The sequence below is a fragment of the Polaribacter sp. IC073 genome (assembly GCF_007997075.1).
Classification (GTDB): domain Bacteria; phylum Bacteroidota; class Bacteroidia; order Flavobacteriales; family Flavobacteriaceae; genus Polaribacter.
In genome coordinates this window covers 207,146-223,398 of the sequence record NZ_VORS01000007.1, presented here as the reverse complement: position 1 = coordinate 223,398, position 16,253 = coordinate 207,146, and the positions used below count along the sequence as shown (strand labels likewise).

Sequence of the window (16,253 nt, the reverse complement as noted above, 5' to 3'; positions counted from 1 at the left end):
TCATTTTTAGACTTCTTGTTAAAAGTAAAAAGCGACAAATGTAGCAAAACTGTATGTATTTAAATTGATTTTACTACTGTTATTCTTACTATATTTAGTAGTTCAAATAGTGTTCCTAATTTTAAATTGCCAACTTTATTAGAGTTGGCACTTTTTTTTGTTAGATTTAATAGTTCTCGACTGCGCTCGAACGTACATTATGGTACCTTATTTTTTAGATTGTTTTAAAGCAGCTTTAATAAAATCTACAAATAAAGGATGCGGTTTTAACACCGTACTTTTATATTCTGGATGGTATTGTACACCAACAAACCAAGGATGAGAAGGAATTTCTACTACTTCTACCAAACCAGTTTTAGGGTTTATTCCTGTAGCTTTCATTCCTGCAGCTTCAATTTGTGCTAAATAATCGTTGTTAAATTCATAACGATGTCTGTGACGCTCGCTAATTAACTCAGATTTATAAGCTTTATATATTTTAGAATCTTTTTTCAATTCACAATCCCAAGCACCTAAACGCATGGTTCCACCTTTTTCTGTAACCTCTTTTTGGCTTTCCATTAAGTTGATAACAGGGTGCTTTGTGCTTTTATTCATTTCTGTAGAGCTTGCATTTTCTAACTCTAAAACATTTCTAGCAAACTCAATAACGGCCATTTGCATTCCTAAACAAATTCCGAAGAAAGGGATGTTATTTTCTCTTGCATACTTAACGGCTCTAATTTTTCCTTCAATACCTCTATCACCAAAACCAGGGGCAACTAAAATTCCGTTCACACCTTCTAATTTTTTTTCTGCATTTTTTGGTGTTAAACTTTCGGAATGTACCCAACGTACTTTTACTTTGGTTTCATTAGAAGAACCTGCGTGAATAAATGCTTCTGTAATTGATTTATACGAATCGTGTAATTCTATATATTTACCAATTAAGGCAATTTCTACCTCGTGCTTCGGATTTTTATGTTTCTGTAAAAAAGCATTCCAAACTTTTAATTCTGGTTCTCCTTTAGAAGAAAGTTTCAATTTATTTAAAACAACAGTATCTAAACCTTGTGCTAACATTAAATTTGGCACATCATAAATGGTTTCCGCATCTATAGACTGTATAACATCTTCTTGTTTAACATTGCAGAATAAGGCTAATTTACGTTTGATGTCGTCTGAAATTTCATGTTCTGTTCTACACACCAAAATATCTGGACTCACACCACTTTGCATCAACATTTTTACTGAATGTTGTGTCGGTTTCGTCTTTAACTCACCAGCAGCAGCTAAATAAGGCACTAAAGTTAAATGAATAACAATGGCGTTTTCAGAACCTTTTTCCCACAATAATTGTCTAACAGACTCTACATAAGGTAAAGATTCGATGTCACCAACGGTTCCACCAATCTCTGTAATTACAATGTCATAATCGCCCGTTTCACCTAAAAGCTGAATTCTACGTTTTATTTCATCGGTAATATGAGGAATAACTTGTACTGTTTTTCCTAGAAATTCTCCTTTACGCTCTCTATTTATTACAGATTGATAGATTCTACCTGTAGTAACATTGTTCGCTTGAGAAGTTGGGATATTTAAATAACGCTCGTAATGCCCCAAATCTAAATCGGTTTCTGCACCATCATCAGTCACATAACACTCTCCATGTTCATAAGGGTTTAGAGTTCCTGGATCTATATTAATATATGGGTCTAATTTTTGTATGGTTACAGAAAAGCCCCTTTCTTGCAATAGTTTTGCTAAAGACGCTGCAATAATTCCTTTTCCAAGGGATGAAGTTACGCCTCCTGTGACAAAAACGTATTTAGTATTACTCATGGTGTTCTTAGGTTTGCGCAAAAGTACTAACTCTTTAATTTATGTCAAATAAAAAAGGTGAAAATGTTTACAAAATTATTTTTGTTGTTTCATCTTTGATAAAAAAAGAAAAATGAAAAAGTATGCTGTTGTAATATGTTGATTTATCTTTTTTATATCTTACGCTCAAAACACTGAGGTTAAAATAGAAAAATCGATTACTACTGCTCAGATAGGTATAGTAGGAGCTTGGGTAAATAATGAAATAAAACTGTCTGAAGAATTTGCATTAAGAACAAAATTAGGTTTATATGCAGAAATAGTTTTAGGAGTTGGATTTTTCATGAAGCCTGAAATTACTTTAGAATCAAGGTGGTATTACAATATAAAAAAACGTGCTTCTAAAAAATTAAATATTTATAATAATGCAGCAAACTTTTTCACCTTAAGAACAAATTTTAGATCTAGTCTTTCTAAAATTTCTAATTTTTATTTAAAAAGAGCTGAAAAATAGTTTTACGATTATTCCTAAATGAGGAATTAGAAGAAAGATTAATTCAAATTCTAATTATGAAGTGCGTTTAGGTATTGGTTACCTTTCTTATGTAAATAAAAAATATAGCATTTTTAGTGATTCTGATGGATTAGTTGTTGATTTGCATTTAAGAATTGGTTATAATTTTTAGTTATGAGATACAAATATTTAATTATTAGTTTTTTATTTTTAACTTCATGTTCTGTATTTTTTCCTGAAGGTATAACCTTTAACCCCGCTAATTATAGTTACAATTATCAAACTTTTAATAAAAGATTAGTTTATAACAATGAACGGTATTTGCTGTTTCCAACCAGTTTTAGTGATTCAGATTTTAATAACTCTGGTAATTTAGAATATGTAATCAACTATTTTAAAGATAAATTAGGAAATAACCTTACTTTAAAGAAAGATTTCAAAAATAAAGAGGGCAAATTAATTATTCCTTTTCTGTCAGGTTACGATATTACAGCTAAAGAGATTGAATTTTTAAAAGAAAATACGACCTTAGATTACGTGATTTTAACAAAAACGTTATATTTAAAAGATTTGAATGATGTTGATTTTCCTAAGAATAGTAAAGGTAGATTTTATGACTCTGTTTCTGGTGCAATGTCTTTTGTAAAAATTATTGATTTAAAAAATGGAGGTATTTTGTTAGAAATGAACTGTAAAGGTGAGATTTCTACCCCAGAAAATAAAGATATGTACACAGGAGAAATTCGTCCTAAACCAGCTTCAATCCATACAGACTCTTATAATTTAGGTGAAAAAACGATGAAAAAACTGTTGAAAAAGATAAAATAATTGATGATTAAAAATATTTTTACTTTTTTTTCAAATAGTGTTTGTTAAAAATAAAAACAGTTGTATATTTGCCCACGCTTAAAAAGAAGTAAAACTCTAGAAGCAATCACAAAGTAATCAAGAAGATATTTAAAAATACATATAATGCCGAAAAGAACTTACCAGCCATCGAAAAGAAAGAGAAGAAACAAACACGGTTTCAGAGAAAGAATGGCTTCACCTAATGGAAGAAAAGTTTTAGCTAGAAGAAGAGCTAAAGGAAGAAAGAAAGTTTCTGTATCTTCAGAATTTAGACCAAAAAAATAAATGATTAACAATTGTTAATATATAGGGTGTTACTTTTTTAAGTAACACCTTTTTTTATACCCAAGCACCAACTATTTTTGTAAAACTAAACAACACAACAACTTATAATGCCAAAAAGAAAAGACCTCAATGCTGTTTTAATTATCGGATCTGGACCAATTGTTATTGGGCAGGCATGTGAATTCGATTATTCTGGTTCACAATCTTTAAGATCTTTAAGAGAAGATGGTATAGAAACAATTCTAATCAACTCTAATCCTGCAACAATTATGACTGACCCGTCTATGGCAGATCATATCTATTTGTTGCCTTTGACGACTAAGTCTATTATTCAAATTTTAAAAGAACATCCACAAATTGATGCTGTTTTACCAACAATGGGTGGGCAAACTGCATTAAATCTTTGTATTGAAGCAGATGCGAAAGGAATTTGGAAAGATTTTGATGTAAAATTAATTGGTGTAGATATAGACGCTATTAATGTTACAGAAGATAGAGAGCAGTTTAGAGAATTAATGATTAAGATTGGTGTGCCAATGGCGCCCCAAGCAACAGCAACTTCATTTTTAAAAGGAAAAGAAATTGCACAAGAATTTGGCTTTCCTTTAGTTATTAGATCTTCTTATACTTTAGGTGGCGCAGGAGCTTCTATTGTATACAAAGCAGAAGATTTTGATAATTTATTAAGCTACGGTTTAGAAGCATCACCAATTCATGAGGTGATGATTGACAAAGCGATGATGGGCTGGAAAGAATATGAGTTAGAATTATTGCGTGATAAAAACGATAATGTTGTAATTATCTGTTCTATTGAAAATATGGATCCTATGGGAATTCATACTGGAGACTCTATTACAGTTGCACCAGCAATGACACTTTCTGACAGAACATATCAAAAAATGCGTGACATGGCAATTCACATGATGCGCTCTATTGGAGACTTCGAAGGAGGATGTAACGTACAGTTTGCAGTTTCACCTGACGAAAAAGAAGATATTATTGCAATTGAAATTAATCCGCGTGTTTCTCGTTCATCCGCTTTAGCGTCTAAAGCAACAGGATATCCTATTGCAAAAGTAGCTACTAAATTAGCAATTGGGTATACATTAGATGAATTAGAAAACGGAATTACAAAATCTACATCTGCTTTATTTGAGCCAACCTTAGATTATGTAATTGTAAAAATACCGCGTTGGAATTTTGATAAATTCGAAGGTTCAGACAGAACTTTAGGGTTACAAATGAAATCTGTTGGTGAAGTAATGGGAATTGGACGTTCGTTTCAAGAAGCATTGCACAAAGCAACACAATCTTTAGAGATTAAAAGAAATGGTTTAGGTGCAGACGGAAAAGGCTACACCGATTACAACCAAATTATAGAGAAATTAACCAATGCAAGTTGGGACCGTGTTTTTGCTATTTATGATGCAATTGCAATCGGAATTCCGTTATCTCAAATTCACGATATCACAAAAATAGACATGTGGTATTTGAAACAATATGAAGAGTTGTTTCAAATTGAAAAAGAAATTTCTAAGTATAAAATAGATACAATTCAGAGAGACTTATTGCTAGAAGCAAAGCAAAAAGGGTACGGAGACAGACAAATAGCACACATGCTAAGTTGTTTAGAAAGTGAAGTGTATACAAAAAGGGAAGAGTTAAAAGTACAACGTGTATTTAAATTAGTAGATACTTGTGCTGCAGAATTTAAAGCGAAAACGCCTTATTATTATTCAACTTTTGAAAACGAAATTGAAACTGCAGATGGCGAAATTATCATTGCAAACGAAAGTATTGTAACCGATAAAAAGAAAATTATTGTTTTAGGTTCTGGTCCAAACAGAATCGGACAGGGAATTGAGTTTGATTATTGCTGTGTGCATGGTGTTTTAGCAGCTGCAGAGTGTGGTTATGAAACGATTATGATTAACTGTAACCCAGAAACGGTTTCTACAGATTTTGATACGGCAGATAAATTATACTTCGAGCCTGTTTTTTGGGAACATATTTATGACATTATTCGTCATGAAAAACCAGAAGGTGTTATTGTACAATTAGGTGGACAAACAGCTTTGAAGTTAGCGGAAAAGTTAACCAAATACGGAATTAAAATTATTGGAACTTCTTTTGAAGCCTTAGATTTAGCAGAAGATAGAGGAAGTTTCTCTACTTTGTTAAAAAACAATAACATTCCGTATCCAGAATTCGGAATTGCAGAAACTGCAGATGAAGCGTTGGCGTTGGCAGACGAATTAGATTTCCCTATTTTGGTAAGACCTTCTTATGTTTTAGGAGGACAAGGAATGAAGATTGTTATCAATAAAGAAGAATTGGTAAAGCATGTTGTCGATTTATTAGGAAGAATGCCTGGTAATAAACTATTGTTAGATCATTATTTAGATGGTGCAATAGAGGCAGAGGCAGACGCAATTTGTGATGCTGATGGAAATGTGTATATCATTGGAATTATGGAACATATAGAACCTTGTGGAATTCATTCTGGAGATTCTAATGCGATGTTACCAGTATTTAATTTAGGTGATTTAGTGATGCAGCAAATTAAAGATCATACACATACAATTGCAAGAGAATTAAAGACGATTGGACTAATTAATGTTCAGTTTGCTGTAAAAGATGATGTAGTTTATATTATTGAAGCAAACCCAAGAGCCTCTAGAACTGTTCCTTTTATAGCAAAAGCATACAAAGAACCGTATGTAAATTATGCAACGAAAGTAATGTTAGGTCATAATAAGGTTACAGATTTTAATTTCAATCCGCAGTTAGAAGGATATGCAATTAAACAACCTGTTTTCTCTTTTAATAAGTTTCCTAACGTAGACAAGAAACTAGGACCAGAAATGAAATCTACTGGAGAAAGTATTTTGTTTATTGACAGTTTAAAAGATGATCAATTCTATGATCTATACGCTAGACGTAAAATGTATTTAAGTAAATAGAACATATTTGATACCTATTAAAGCATCCAATTCTTAAGTTAGAATTGGATGCTTTTTTTTTATGTTTAATTTTAAAAACTTAGGAGTGATTTTTTTTGTTTAATAAATTTAACTAAACTTTAAACAAAAAATAACGTATTTCACATGAATATCTATTATCTTTGATGTGAATCAATAAATAAAATCAAATAATGAAAACAAAAAACGTATTTATGGCTATTGCAATTGTAGGAATTTTTGCAATGAGTTCATGTAAAGCTTCAAAAACAGAAGAAGCAAAAGAGAAAGCAACAGTAGCAGTTGTTGAAGTAGAAGAAGTAGCACAAACTCCGAATATAGTAGGAGTTGCTGTTGGAAACGAAAATTTTTCAACATTAGTAGCAGCCGTTAAAGCTGCAGGTTTAGTTGAAACGTTAAGTGGAGATGGACCGTTTACAGTTTTCGCACCAACAAACGATGCTTTTGCTAAATTACCAGAAGGAACTGTAGCTACTTTATTAATGCCAGAAAACAAAGCTACTTTAACAAGTATCTTAACCTACCATGTTGTTGCTGGAGAATTTAATGCAGCAGCAGTTGTAGCGGCAATAAAAGCGAATAATGGTACATTTGAGGTGACTACTGTACAAGGTGGTAAGTTAGTTGCTTCTTTAGATGGAGCAAACGTAATGCTGAAAGATGAAAAGGGAAACATGTCTAAGGTTGTAATAGCAGATGTTGCCGCTTCAAACGGAATTATACACGCAATTGATAGTGTTGTAATGGCTAAGTAAGAATTTTTAATATTTACAGCCTAAAAAGCCTTCAAGAAATTGAAGGCTTTTTTTTTACAAACGTTTAAGGTGAATAGTGTTTTTTAGGATGATTTATATCGGCTATTTTTAAAGTAAAATACACTTTATTACAACGTTAAAATAAATAAAAAGCTATTTTTTCAACTCAATTATAGAGTTGCTTCCTTCTAAAAGATGCATATAATCTTCAACTTTAAATACTTTACTACTAAATCTAGACGTTCTATTTCTACCTTCATTTTGTCTCGTAATAGATCTAGCATAGCGTCTTATCTCATCTTTATTAGTTAAAATTATTCCAGGAATAGGAGTACTTTTTCCATTATCATCTTTAGATACCATTGTAAAATAAGAAGAATTACAATGTTTCGTTTCTCCGGTTCTAATGTTTTCAGAATCTACCCGTAAACCAACGACCATAGAAGTTCTACCGGTGTAATTTACCGAAGCCTTTAAGGTTACAAGCTCGCCAACATCAATCGGATTCAGAAAATCTACTTTGTTTACAGAAGCGGTAACACAATAGTTGCTAGAATGTTTCGAAGCGCAAGCAAATGCAATTTGATCCATTAGGTTCAAAATATGTCCGCCATGAATTTTCCCACTAAAATTAGAATGCGAAGGCAGCATTAACTCTGTAATTGTTAGTTGAGATTCTTTAATACTTTTAAATTTTTTAATCATCTGTAAGGTTTTTACTTCTAAAATGTGGTGAATCTTCTTGTACTACTTTGGTCACAAAATACTTGGTATCTCCTAACCAAAAGAAAGTTGCATACCGTTCTTTATACGTTAGTTTTACATATTCACCTTGGTATTTCTGTAAGTTTTCAATAACTTTTTTATCTTTTTCTTCTATGGAAAATGTAAAAATTTGTGCCCCAGAAATTCCTTGACTAATTTCTCCTTCCCAAGTTTTTATAAGAACACCTTTTCTACTAACTTTTATGAGCTCGCCAGATCTAACACCAGTACTGTACGTTACAAAGTAAATAAAAAGATAATACAAAACGGTTAGTATAATCGTGGCACCAATTAAAACTCCTATAATTTTTTTCATTTTTCAAAAATACAAATCTAATTTTAAGTAGATATCTAATTATTTAGCATTTTTTCATTTTAAACAATTTATATAAAGTTATTTATGTCTTTAAAGTTCTACCCAAAAGGAAGATTTAATATCTGTAATTTATAAATAATTAAAGTAAATAATCTTTTTATAAGCATTTTAAAGTAAATTTGTGCACTTTTAAAAAAGCACACAATGAATTATATTTTATTTGATAGTGATGTAAGACAGTCATTATTACCATTTACTTATACAAGACCCGTTGCAGATATTCGAATAGGAATTTTAACTATTCGAGAGAAGTGGGAGAAGCATTTAGGGGCAACTACAACAACGGTTACTCAAGAATATTTAGAAGAAAAATATCCGATGGTAGAAATGGAAGAAAACATTCTAATCAATGCTTCTTTTTGTCCTACGGAATCTTTAGTTGACCAAATAAAAAAGCTTTCTAAAAACCAAGCAATTTTTAAAGGGGAAGATGTTATTGCATTTTTTACAACCGACAGCCAAGAAGAAGTGAATTTTGATACCTATTCTCAAATTGAATTTGAAGAAGAATTGATTCAGGTAAAAAACACATGGGATATTTTTACGCATAATGGCACAGCTATTCAGCAAGACTTTGATTTAATTACAGAGGGTAGAACTTCTGAACCGATACCAGAAGGTGTACGGGTAATTCACAAAGAAAATATCTTTATAGAAGAAGGTGCAGAAATTATATTTGCTACTTTAAATGCATCTAAAGGACCAATTTATATTGGTAAAGATGCTTTAATTATGGAAAGTTCTTCAATTAGAGGTCCGTTTTCTATGGGTGAGCGTACAGTTGTAAAAATGGGCACTAAAATTTATGGAGGCACCACTTTAGGACCTTCTTGTAAAGTAGGAGGGGAGATTAATAATTCTGTTTTATTAGGAAACACAAGTAAAGGACATGATGGGTATTTGGGGAACTCTGTTTTAGGAGAATGGTGTAATTTAGGTGCTGATACAAATGTGTCTAATTTAAAAAATAATTATGCAGAAGTAAAACTGTGGGATTATGAAACAGAACGTTTTGCAAAGACAGGATTACAGTTTTGTGGATTAATGATGGGAGATCATTCTAAAACCGGAATTAATACTATGTTTAACACAGGAACAGTCATTGGTGTAAGTGTAAATGTTTTTGGAACAGGTTTTCCAAGAAACTTTATTCCTTCTTTTAGTTGGGGAGGAGCATCGGGATTTACAACTTTTCAAATGAATAAAGTGTCTGAAGTTGCAACAGCTGTTCTAAAACGGAAAAGTTTACCTTTTGAAGAAGTAGATCAAAAAATTCTAGATCATGTTTTTGAAGCAACAAAACAGTATCGTAATTATTAAATTTATAGACTGTTAGAGATAATATATTAAAAAACCGTAAAATGAACTTCATTTTACGGTTTTTAGTTTTATAACTTTTAAGTGTCGCATTCTTTTTAGGAATAAAAAGTGCTAATTTTTTTCTACAACACTCCCAGAACCTACAGATTTACTGTCTATGTGTTTCGGGTTCCCTTTGTAGTAAACACTACCAGAACCTACTATTTTTGCGTTAATTTTGTCTTTAACAGTTGTACTTATGTTTCCAGAACCAGCAATTATTGCCGTAATTTCTTTGGTTGTTAAATCATAAGCTTTAAGACTACCAGAACCAGCAATAGAGCCTTTTAATTTGTTTGTACTTCCATGTAATTCAATATTACCAGAACCCCCAATATTAGAGTTTACAGTATCAGAATCTATTTTTAAATCAATATTACCAGAACCACCTAAACTCACATTAAAGTGATTTGCTTTTATGGTTTCTTTGCAAGAAATATTACCAGAACCACCTAAAGCAACACTTTCAATAGTTTCAAAAGTTACGGTAACAATTAATTTTTTGGTTGTTCTAATATTTGTGTTCTTCTTGTAGTTTATTTTTAAGATTCCGTCGTTAATTTCAGTTTCAATAAAAGGAATAATATTTTCTTCTCCTTCCATGGTAATTTTACCTTCTCTTCCTTTGATTAGAACCACATCAAAAGAACCGCCGACCATAATACCACGATAATTTTCTGTTGTTCTATTTTCTGTAACTACATTTCCATTTCCTTTAACTTTCTCACTGTTTCCAAACCCGCTTTGTGCACTTACCGAAAAAGTTAGTGTAAGTAATAAGGCTGTTAAAAGTGTTTTTTTTGTGATCATTTTTTTAGGTTTAAGTTGATTTTTTTTTAATTTTCTTCAATTCTAACACTTCCATATTGTGAATTTACATTTAAAATTGAGTTTGTTTTTTGTTGTCCGTATCTACCTTCGTAATATTTTTTTGTAGATTTTTCGATACTTTTAAAAAGCTCTACTTTATCACTATCTCTTTTAAAGCTACTGTACTGTAAATCGATTTCAAAATTGAAAGAAGCTCCGTTTTCTACACCAATTCTAATAGTGGTATATTGACCCGTAATATCTACTTTATTAAAACCATTTATTAAATTTTTAATAGTTAGAGAACCGTAATCGGTATCTATCACGAACTCTTTTCTAACAGTTCCAAAGCGCAAGGTTACATAATCTGAGTTTCCATAAATACGTTCAACATCGTTTACTGTAATAGCACCATAATCTAAATTATAATTAATTTCACCAGCCTTGTCAAACTTTAAAGTAGCGTAATCTGCGTTTACTTTGATGTCTTCTGAGTTGTCTATTGTCAACTTAGAATAATCAATATTTATACTTCCACTTTTCATAGAAGCGATAGAAGAAGAAGAGCAGTAATCTAATGTAATTGTATTATTTGTTGCAGTTAATTCTCCTACAGAAATTTTTCCATAATCGCAATTAATAGTTGCTGTGCCAGATAAGTTTCCTAAATAAATGCTTCCATAGTCATTGTCTAAATCTACAGCATTTGTTTTTGGCATTTTAACAATGTAATTTATTTTATAGTTGGTGTTTTTACTTTTCCCCCACCAAGACCAATTACTCTTTTTTTTACCAAAAATAGTTGTTGCTTCAACCAAAGAATTATTGGCATTAAATTCAATTCTTATCGAATTTAACTTAGCTTCAACGTCGTCTAAATCATCTCCTTTTACAGTAATTGATACTTCAATTTCAACACGGTTTTTATTCCAAGTGGTAATGTTTAAATCGCCATATTTATTATCTAGAATAACTTTAGCGTCTGCATTTACTGCATATTCTTTTTTTATCGTTTTTGTTTTCTCGTGTATTTTATCATCAGTATGCGCATTTATCATAAATGGAAACATCAGTAATAAAAAAGTGATTTTATATATAGGTTTCATTTTGTGTTCTATTAGGTTTTTTAATTTGGTCTATCTGTTTTAAAGTTTTGTCTAAAATATCTAAACGTCTTTGATAATTTTTAATCATAGCACTAATTACCCTTCTATGTTTGCCATTTTTAGTAAGTTCTTTCACAAAAACCTTGTAGTTATCTTCTAATTCTTCTAATTCCTCTAAAGCATTTTCTATGATGGTTTCTGTTTCTAAACTTCTGTTTTTTTCTAAAGTTTTAATTTCTTGATGAATAGTAGACACAAAATAGTTCTGAACTTCTTCCATTTTAGGAGAAATATCTGCCAAATCTATTTGTCTTTTTTGATGATTGCTACCCAACCCAAATCCGAAAATTAAAACGACTGAAGCAGCAATACTTAACCATGTCCAAGAAGTTTTTTGGTTTTGTTTTGGTGCATTTAACTTGCGTTCGAAACGTTCTAAATGACCTGTTTTAGGTTCTTTAAAATCGAATTCATTATTAGAAAAAAAAGGGTGTAATTTATCTTCCATAAACTTGTGATTGTATCTTTTCTGCAAGTAAAACCTGTTTTAATTTCTTTTTAGCTCTAGAAACGGTTGTTCTTACGTTTTCATTAGTGTATTCTAAAATTTGAGAAATCTCTTCATAATCGTATCCTTCAATTAAATGTAAGTTTAAAACGATTCTATAATTTTCTTTTAAACTTTGCAAACATTTTAAAACAGTACTTCCTTTAAAACCTTTGTAATTGACGGTTTCATCTTCCACTTCATCGGAAGGAATTATTTCCATTTTAATTTCTTGATATTTATTATTTTTCTTTAATTGTGTTAGACTTTTATTGATGACGATTCTCTTTAACCACGCGCCAAAAGTAACTTCACCCTTATACGTTTGCATTTTTGTGAAAACCGTTAAAAAGGCTTCTTGCATAAGATCTTCAGCTTCAAATTCGTCTTTTAAGATACGATATGCAACATTGTACATTGCTTTATAATAGCATTTGTACAATTCTAGCTGCGCATTCTTATCCTGCTTTTTGCAACTTTCTAAAAGGTTGGTTATATGTGGTTGGTTAATTTCCAATAAAACATTTCTATTCTAGAGACAAATTTGTTTTTAATTTGTGACAGTTTTCAGGAAATAAAAGTAAACTTTTTTAAATGGATTTTTTTATTGAATTAATTCTTGCTTTTTTACACCTTATAATGGAGCTTCAAACTGTGTAGAAAGTCTTTTTTGTTGTTTATTTGAAGAATAATAATCCGTGATAAAGTTTATATGCTTCTCCATTTAGATGCAACTTATATGAAACACTTTCTTAGCATCTGTTTTTAAGATTGATTAACTGTTTTATTGAAATTAAAATTATGGAATGATATTTCCGTAATTTTAATTTCAATACTCTAAAACTAGTTTGAGAACTTAATTTTTTAAAGTGCCTGCTTCTGTAGTTTCTTTTACCCCTAATTTAACAAGTATTTTAGCAAGACGTTTTTTTGTCTTAAACCTTCTAGTAAAAGTATTATTTGTAGGGTAGGTTCTGTTTTTGGTCATATTATTAAAAATAAGTGCGATAAAAAGTAAGATTAAAACACCAGTTAAAACAGGAGAAAAAACATAATAATAACCTAAAGAAGTAATTTTTTCTGAACCAAGAATGGGTATTAAAGCAGTAGCTCCTCCGGGAGGATGAAGTGTTTTTGTAAATTGCATTACAATGATAGCAAGAGAAACTGCTAAAGGTGCAGATATCCAAATAATATCCGGACAAACTTTTAAAACAGTAACTCCTACGAAAGCAGACAAAACGTGTCCGCCAATAAAATTTCTTGGTTGTGCTAACGGGCTTTGTATTGCACCATAAATTAAAACACTAGAGGCACCAAATGAACCTATTAAGAAAATATTTTCTATTTTAGGTAAAGATAAAGATTGAATAAAAGCAATAATTCCTATACCAATAAAAGCACCAAGAAATGACCAGAATTTTTCTTTAAAATCAACTAAAGTTTCTTTATAAATTACATATTTAGTAATCCTGTAGCTTCTTTTTAGATTCTTCTTTACCATTTATTTTTTTTCTTTACGGTTAACAAATAGCAGGCAAAGTTAGCGTAAAATGTATGTAAAATAAAGGTTTTAAAATTATTTATGAATAACAAAATAGTATGATGAAAGGACCCAACTTAATGATCAATTTCAATTAAATAGCGGTGTTTCTTTTTAAAATTAGAGGTATTTAAGTTTATTTTTTTAGGGCGATTCTGTTTTATCCATTTGAGAACCAATAAAAGGCATTTTTGGAGCTAGAAAATAACCTGTTAAACTTGCAAATAAAATGGGTATAAAGTATGAAAAACCGGTTAATGTCGCTAATAAAATAGTTGTACTCATTGGAGTTCTTGTTACGCAAGCATTTATACCTGCCATACAGCTAATTATTGCTAAAGATAGATTTATTGAAGGGAAGAAATGATGAATAATTAAGCCAAGTGTTGTGCCTATAAAAAATAAAGGAATTATAAAACCACCTCGCCAACCTGAAGTTACTGTCACTGAAATTGCTAAAATTTTAAAAACTAATATTAAGAATAATCCCTTTATAGAGATCTCAATATTTAATAAAGAGTTAATTTCTTCGTGACCAAAATACCTTGTTAAAGGAAAGTAATAAGAGATTACACCAAGAACAATTCCGCCAATTAAGGTCTTAATATAAATGGCTGTTTTAATTTTTTCGAAAATCGATTTTAAGAATTTTGTACAATAAATAAATATCCAACCAACAATGGTGGCAACTATTGCTAGTAAAACAGCCAAACCAAAATCAAAAGTTCCAGAATATTCATAGGTTGGTAGCTCCCAAACGGCTCCTAAGCCTAAATGCATTATTAAAGCAAAAACAATATAACTAAAACAACTAGCCACTAATGCAGGAATTATAGCTTTGTAATATGCTACTGCGTGTTTATGATGCAGTATTTCTAATGAAAACAAACTACCTCCTAATGGAGCGCCAAACAGCGCTGTAAAACCAGAAGCCATACCAGCAATACTTAAAGAGCGCAACTCTTCTCCTTTTAATCTAAATATTTTTCCTAACCAAGTACCTGTAGAACCTGTTACTTGAACCAATGGTGCTTCAGGACCAAGACTTCCTCCAGATGCAACACATAGTAAAGAAGAAAGTATCATAGAAGGATTGTTCTTTGGATCTAATTTTCCTTTATTAAAACGAATATTATCAACAATTAAATGAATCTCTCCGGGATCTCCAATAAAATGAATTATTAACCCTGCTAGTAAACCGCATATAGACATTACAGGAATTACTAACCAGCCATCAAAAAACGCAATTTTATGAATTAGAAACTCTAAGACAATCCAATAAATACCTGCAATTACTCCACCTACTAAACCAACGATTGCCCAAAGTACAAAAGTACGATTAAAAACAAACGGATTAAATTTTATGGGTTGGTCTAAGATGTTAGAATATGAGACTAGTTTTCTTCTCCTTTTAAGTTTCACTTGTTATGCAATTTTAAGTATAAAGTAAAAGGCAAAATTAGATGAAAATTGTGTAGAAACAAAAAAATCTCAAGCTTTCACTTGAGATTTTTAATATTTTAAATAAAATGAAGATTACATTGCTCCCCATTCTTTTAAAGAAGCTTTGTTCATTTTTACGTAAGCAGCATTCTTAGCTATTTCGGCATATTTTAATGATGCTTTTGCAGCAGTAATTGCACTTTTAGTGTTTCCTGCTTTTGCATGAATTAAAGCTTGTCTGCGTAAAAACCAAAATTTAGGGGCCTCAGCAGACATTGCTACCGCTTTATCAATCCAAACTTGTGCTTTATTAATATCATTTCCACTTTCAAAATAATAACTAGCAGAAGCGTAATAGTCGTCTGCAGAAGGACCGCTCATTATTTTTTCGATATTTTTAGAAACCATTTCTTCTGTAGGTGTTTCAAACTTTAAACCAACATACGTGTTTTCCCACATAATACCAATAACAGCAGAACTGTTTGTTAAATCATCAAACGTAATTGTAAAAGTTTCGATATCCATTGGCATATCTTGTGCTTCCACATTTACTTTTGCAGCAACTTTAGACGCGTCCCATTTTGCAGGATTTCCCCAGTTTGTAGCATCCGAATATAAAATGATGTCCCATGTTTTTTTACCAGGAATTGTGTATAGAGCATACGTTCCTTTTTTTAATTTTTTGCCATCAACCATAAAATCGGTTGAGAAAGTTAATTTTGTGTTTTCATTTGCTCCAGTTCTCCAAACTTTATCGAAATCTTCTAAACTTCCAAAAATTTCTCGACCTCTCATACTTGGTCTAGAGTATTCTAAAGTGATGTCTGTTAAACCAACTTTTTGTTCTGTTTTTTGATACGGACTTGGTGCTGGTGTTTCAATTTGTGCATTTGTAGCAAGTGTAGTTGCAAGTACAAATAAGCTTAATATAATTTTTTTCATGATATTTGGTTGTTAGTATGTTTTAATGAAATCAAAATTACGATTTCAGAAAACGCTAAATGTTAACAATATCTTAAAATAAAGGGATGTATCTTTGTACATCACTTCATAAAATAATTTCAGGATTTATAGAAAGCTTTTCTTTAATTTTCTGTGAACCGTTAGCAATAACAGACAT

The 16,253-nt window shown here is 30.9% G+C and carries 15 protein-coding genes; 5 read left to right on the top strand and 10 right to left on the bottom strand.

Annotation, left to right across the window (positions count from 1 at the left end; all coding sequences use genetic code 11):
- Window positions 1-207 precede the first annotated feature (207 nt).
- Window positions 208-1,821 carry a CTP synthase gene (locus tag ES045_RS11890; RefSeq protein ID WP_147116504.1) on the bottom strand — a complete coding sequence of 538 codons (1,614 nt, stop codon included), beginning with the start codon at window positions 1,819-1,821 and terminating at the stop codon, window positions 208-210.
- Window positions 1,822-2,488: 667 nt separating this feature from the next.
- Here ES045_RS11890 and ES045_RS11885 point away from each other — a divergent pair.
- The 4 genes from ES045_RS11885 to ES045_RS11870 all read left to right on the top strand — a co-directional run bounded on the left by ES045_RS11885 (window position 2,489) and on the right by ES045_RS11870 (window position 7,184).
- A complete protein-coding gene (locus ES045_RS11885) occupies window positions 2,489-3,142 on the top strand; it encodes a hypothetical protein (protein WP_147116503.1) in 654 nt (217 codons plus the stop codon).
- 144 nt (window positions 3,143-3,286) lie between these two features.
- Window positions 3,287-3,448 (top strand): 50S ribosomal protein L34, encoded by a 162-nt coding sequence (gene rpmH / locus ES045_RS11880; RefSeq protein WP_100945734.1) that lies wholly within the window; start codon window positions 3,287-3,289, stop codon window positions 3,446-3,448.
- Between the two features lie 107 nt (window positions 3,449-3,555).
- Window positions 3,556-6,411 carry a carbamoyl-phosphate synthase large subunit gene (carB, locus tag ES045_RS11875; RefSeq protein WP_147116502.1) on the top strand — a complete coding sequence of 952 codons (2,856 nt, stop codon included), beginning with the start codon at window positions 3,556-3,558 and terminating at the stop codon, window positions 6,409-6,411.
- A 191-nt stretch (window positions 6,412-6,602) separates the two neighbouring features.
- Window positions 6,603-7,184, top strand: a complete 582-nt coding sequence (locus tag ES045_RS11870) for a fasciclin domain-containing protein (RefSeq protein ID WP_147116501.1) — start codon at window positions 6,603-6,605, stop codon at window positions 7,182-7,184.
- Between the two features lie 153 nt (window positions 7,185-7,337).
- On the opposite strand, the gene ES045_RS11865 is transcribed toward ES045_RS11870, so the two are convergent.
- Both ES045_RS11865 and ES045_RS11860 read right to left on the bottom strand, forming a co-directional pair.
- Complete coding sequence (locus ES045_RS11865) at window positions 7,338-7,889, bottom strand: acyl-CoA thioesterase (protein WP_147116500.1); 552 nt, start codon at window positions 7,887-7,889, stop codon at window positions 7,338-7,340.
- A complete protein-coding gene (locus ES045_RS11860) occupies window positions 7,882-8,265 on the bottom strand; it encodes a 6-phosphogluconate dehydrogenase (RefSeq protein ID WP_147116499.1) in 384 nt (127 codons plus the stop codon). Before ES045_RS11860 ends, ES045_RS11865 begins: the two co-directional genes overlap by 8 nt.
- A 204-nt stretch (window positions 8,266-8,469) precedes the next feature.
- Between ES045_RS11860 and ES045_RS11855 the strand changes: the two genes are divergently transcribed.
- Window positions 8,470-9,645, top strand: coding sequence for a GlmU family protein (locus ES045_RS11855; protein WP_147116498.1), 1,176 nt, complete (start codon window positions 8,470-8,472; stop codon window positions 9,643-9,645).
- Between the two features lie 111 nt (window positions 9,646-9,756).
- Here ES045_RS11855 and ES045_RS11850 read toward each other — a convergent pair whose 3' ends face one another.
- The 7 genes from ES045_RS11850 to ES045_RS11820 form a co-directional block, all read right to left on the bottom strand.
- Entirely contained in the window at window positions 9,757-10,494 is a 738-nt protein-coding gene (locus ES045_RS11850) for a head GIN domain-containing protein (RefSeq protein ID WP_147116497.1), read from the bottom strand.
- 26 nt (window positions 10,495-10,520) lie between these two features.
- Window positions 10,521-11,600, bottom strand: a complete 1,080-nt coding sequence (locus tag ES045_RS11845) for a hypothetical protein (RefSeq protein ID WP_147116496.1) — start codon at window positions 11,598-11,600, stop codon at window positions 10,521-10,523.
- The gene (locus tag ES045_RS11840; protein WP_147116495.1) at window positions 11,584-12,108 is read right to left on the bottom strand and encodes a hypothetical protein; all 525 of its coding nucleotides are present in this window, start codon (window positions 12,106-12,108) and stop codon (window positions 11,584-11,586) included. The genes ES045_RS11845 and ES045_RS11840 overlap by 17 nt, the downstream gene beginning before the upstream one ends.
- Complete coding sequence (locus tag ES045_RS11835; RefSeq protein ID WP_147116494.1) at window positions 12,098-12,664, bottom strand: RNA polymerase sigma factor; 567 nt, start codon at window positions 12,662-12,664, stop codon at window positions 12,098-12,100. The genes ES045_RS11840 and ES045_RS11835 overlap by 11 nt, the downstream gene beginning before the upstream one ends.
- A gap of 339 nt (window positions 12,665-13,003) precedes the next feature.
- Complete coding sequence (locus tag ES045_RS11830; RefSeq protein ID WP_147116493.1) at window positions 13,004-13,651, bottom strand: HPP family protein; 648 nt, start codon at window positions 13,649-13,651, stop codon at window positions 13,004-13,006.
- Between the two features lie 183 nt (window positions 13,652-13,834).
- Window positions 13,835-15,112: a chloride channel protein gene (locus ES045_RS11825; RefSeq protein ID WP_147116492.1), complete on the bottom strand. Its 1,278-nt coding sequence runs from the start codon at window positions 15,110-15,112 to the stop codon at window positions 13,835-13,837.
- Between the two features lie 114 nt (window positions 15,113-15,226).
- Window positions 15,227-16,075 (bottom strand): DUF2911 domain-containing protein, encoded by an 849-nt coding sequence (locus tag ES045_RS11820; RefSeq protein ID WP_147116491.1) that lies wholly within the window; start codon window positions 16,073-16,075, stop codon window positions 15,227-15,229.
- Window positions 16,076-16,253 lie beyond the last annotated feature (178 nt).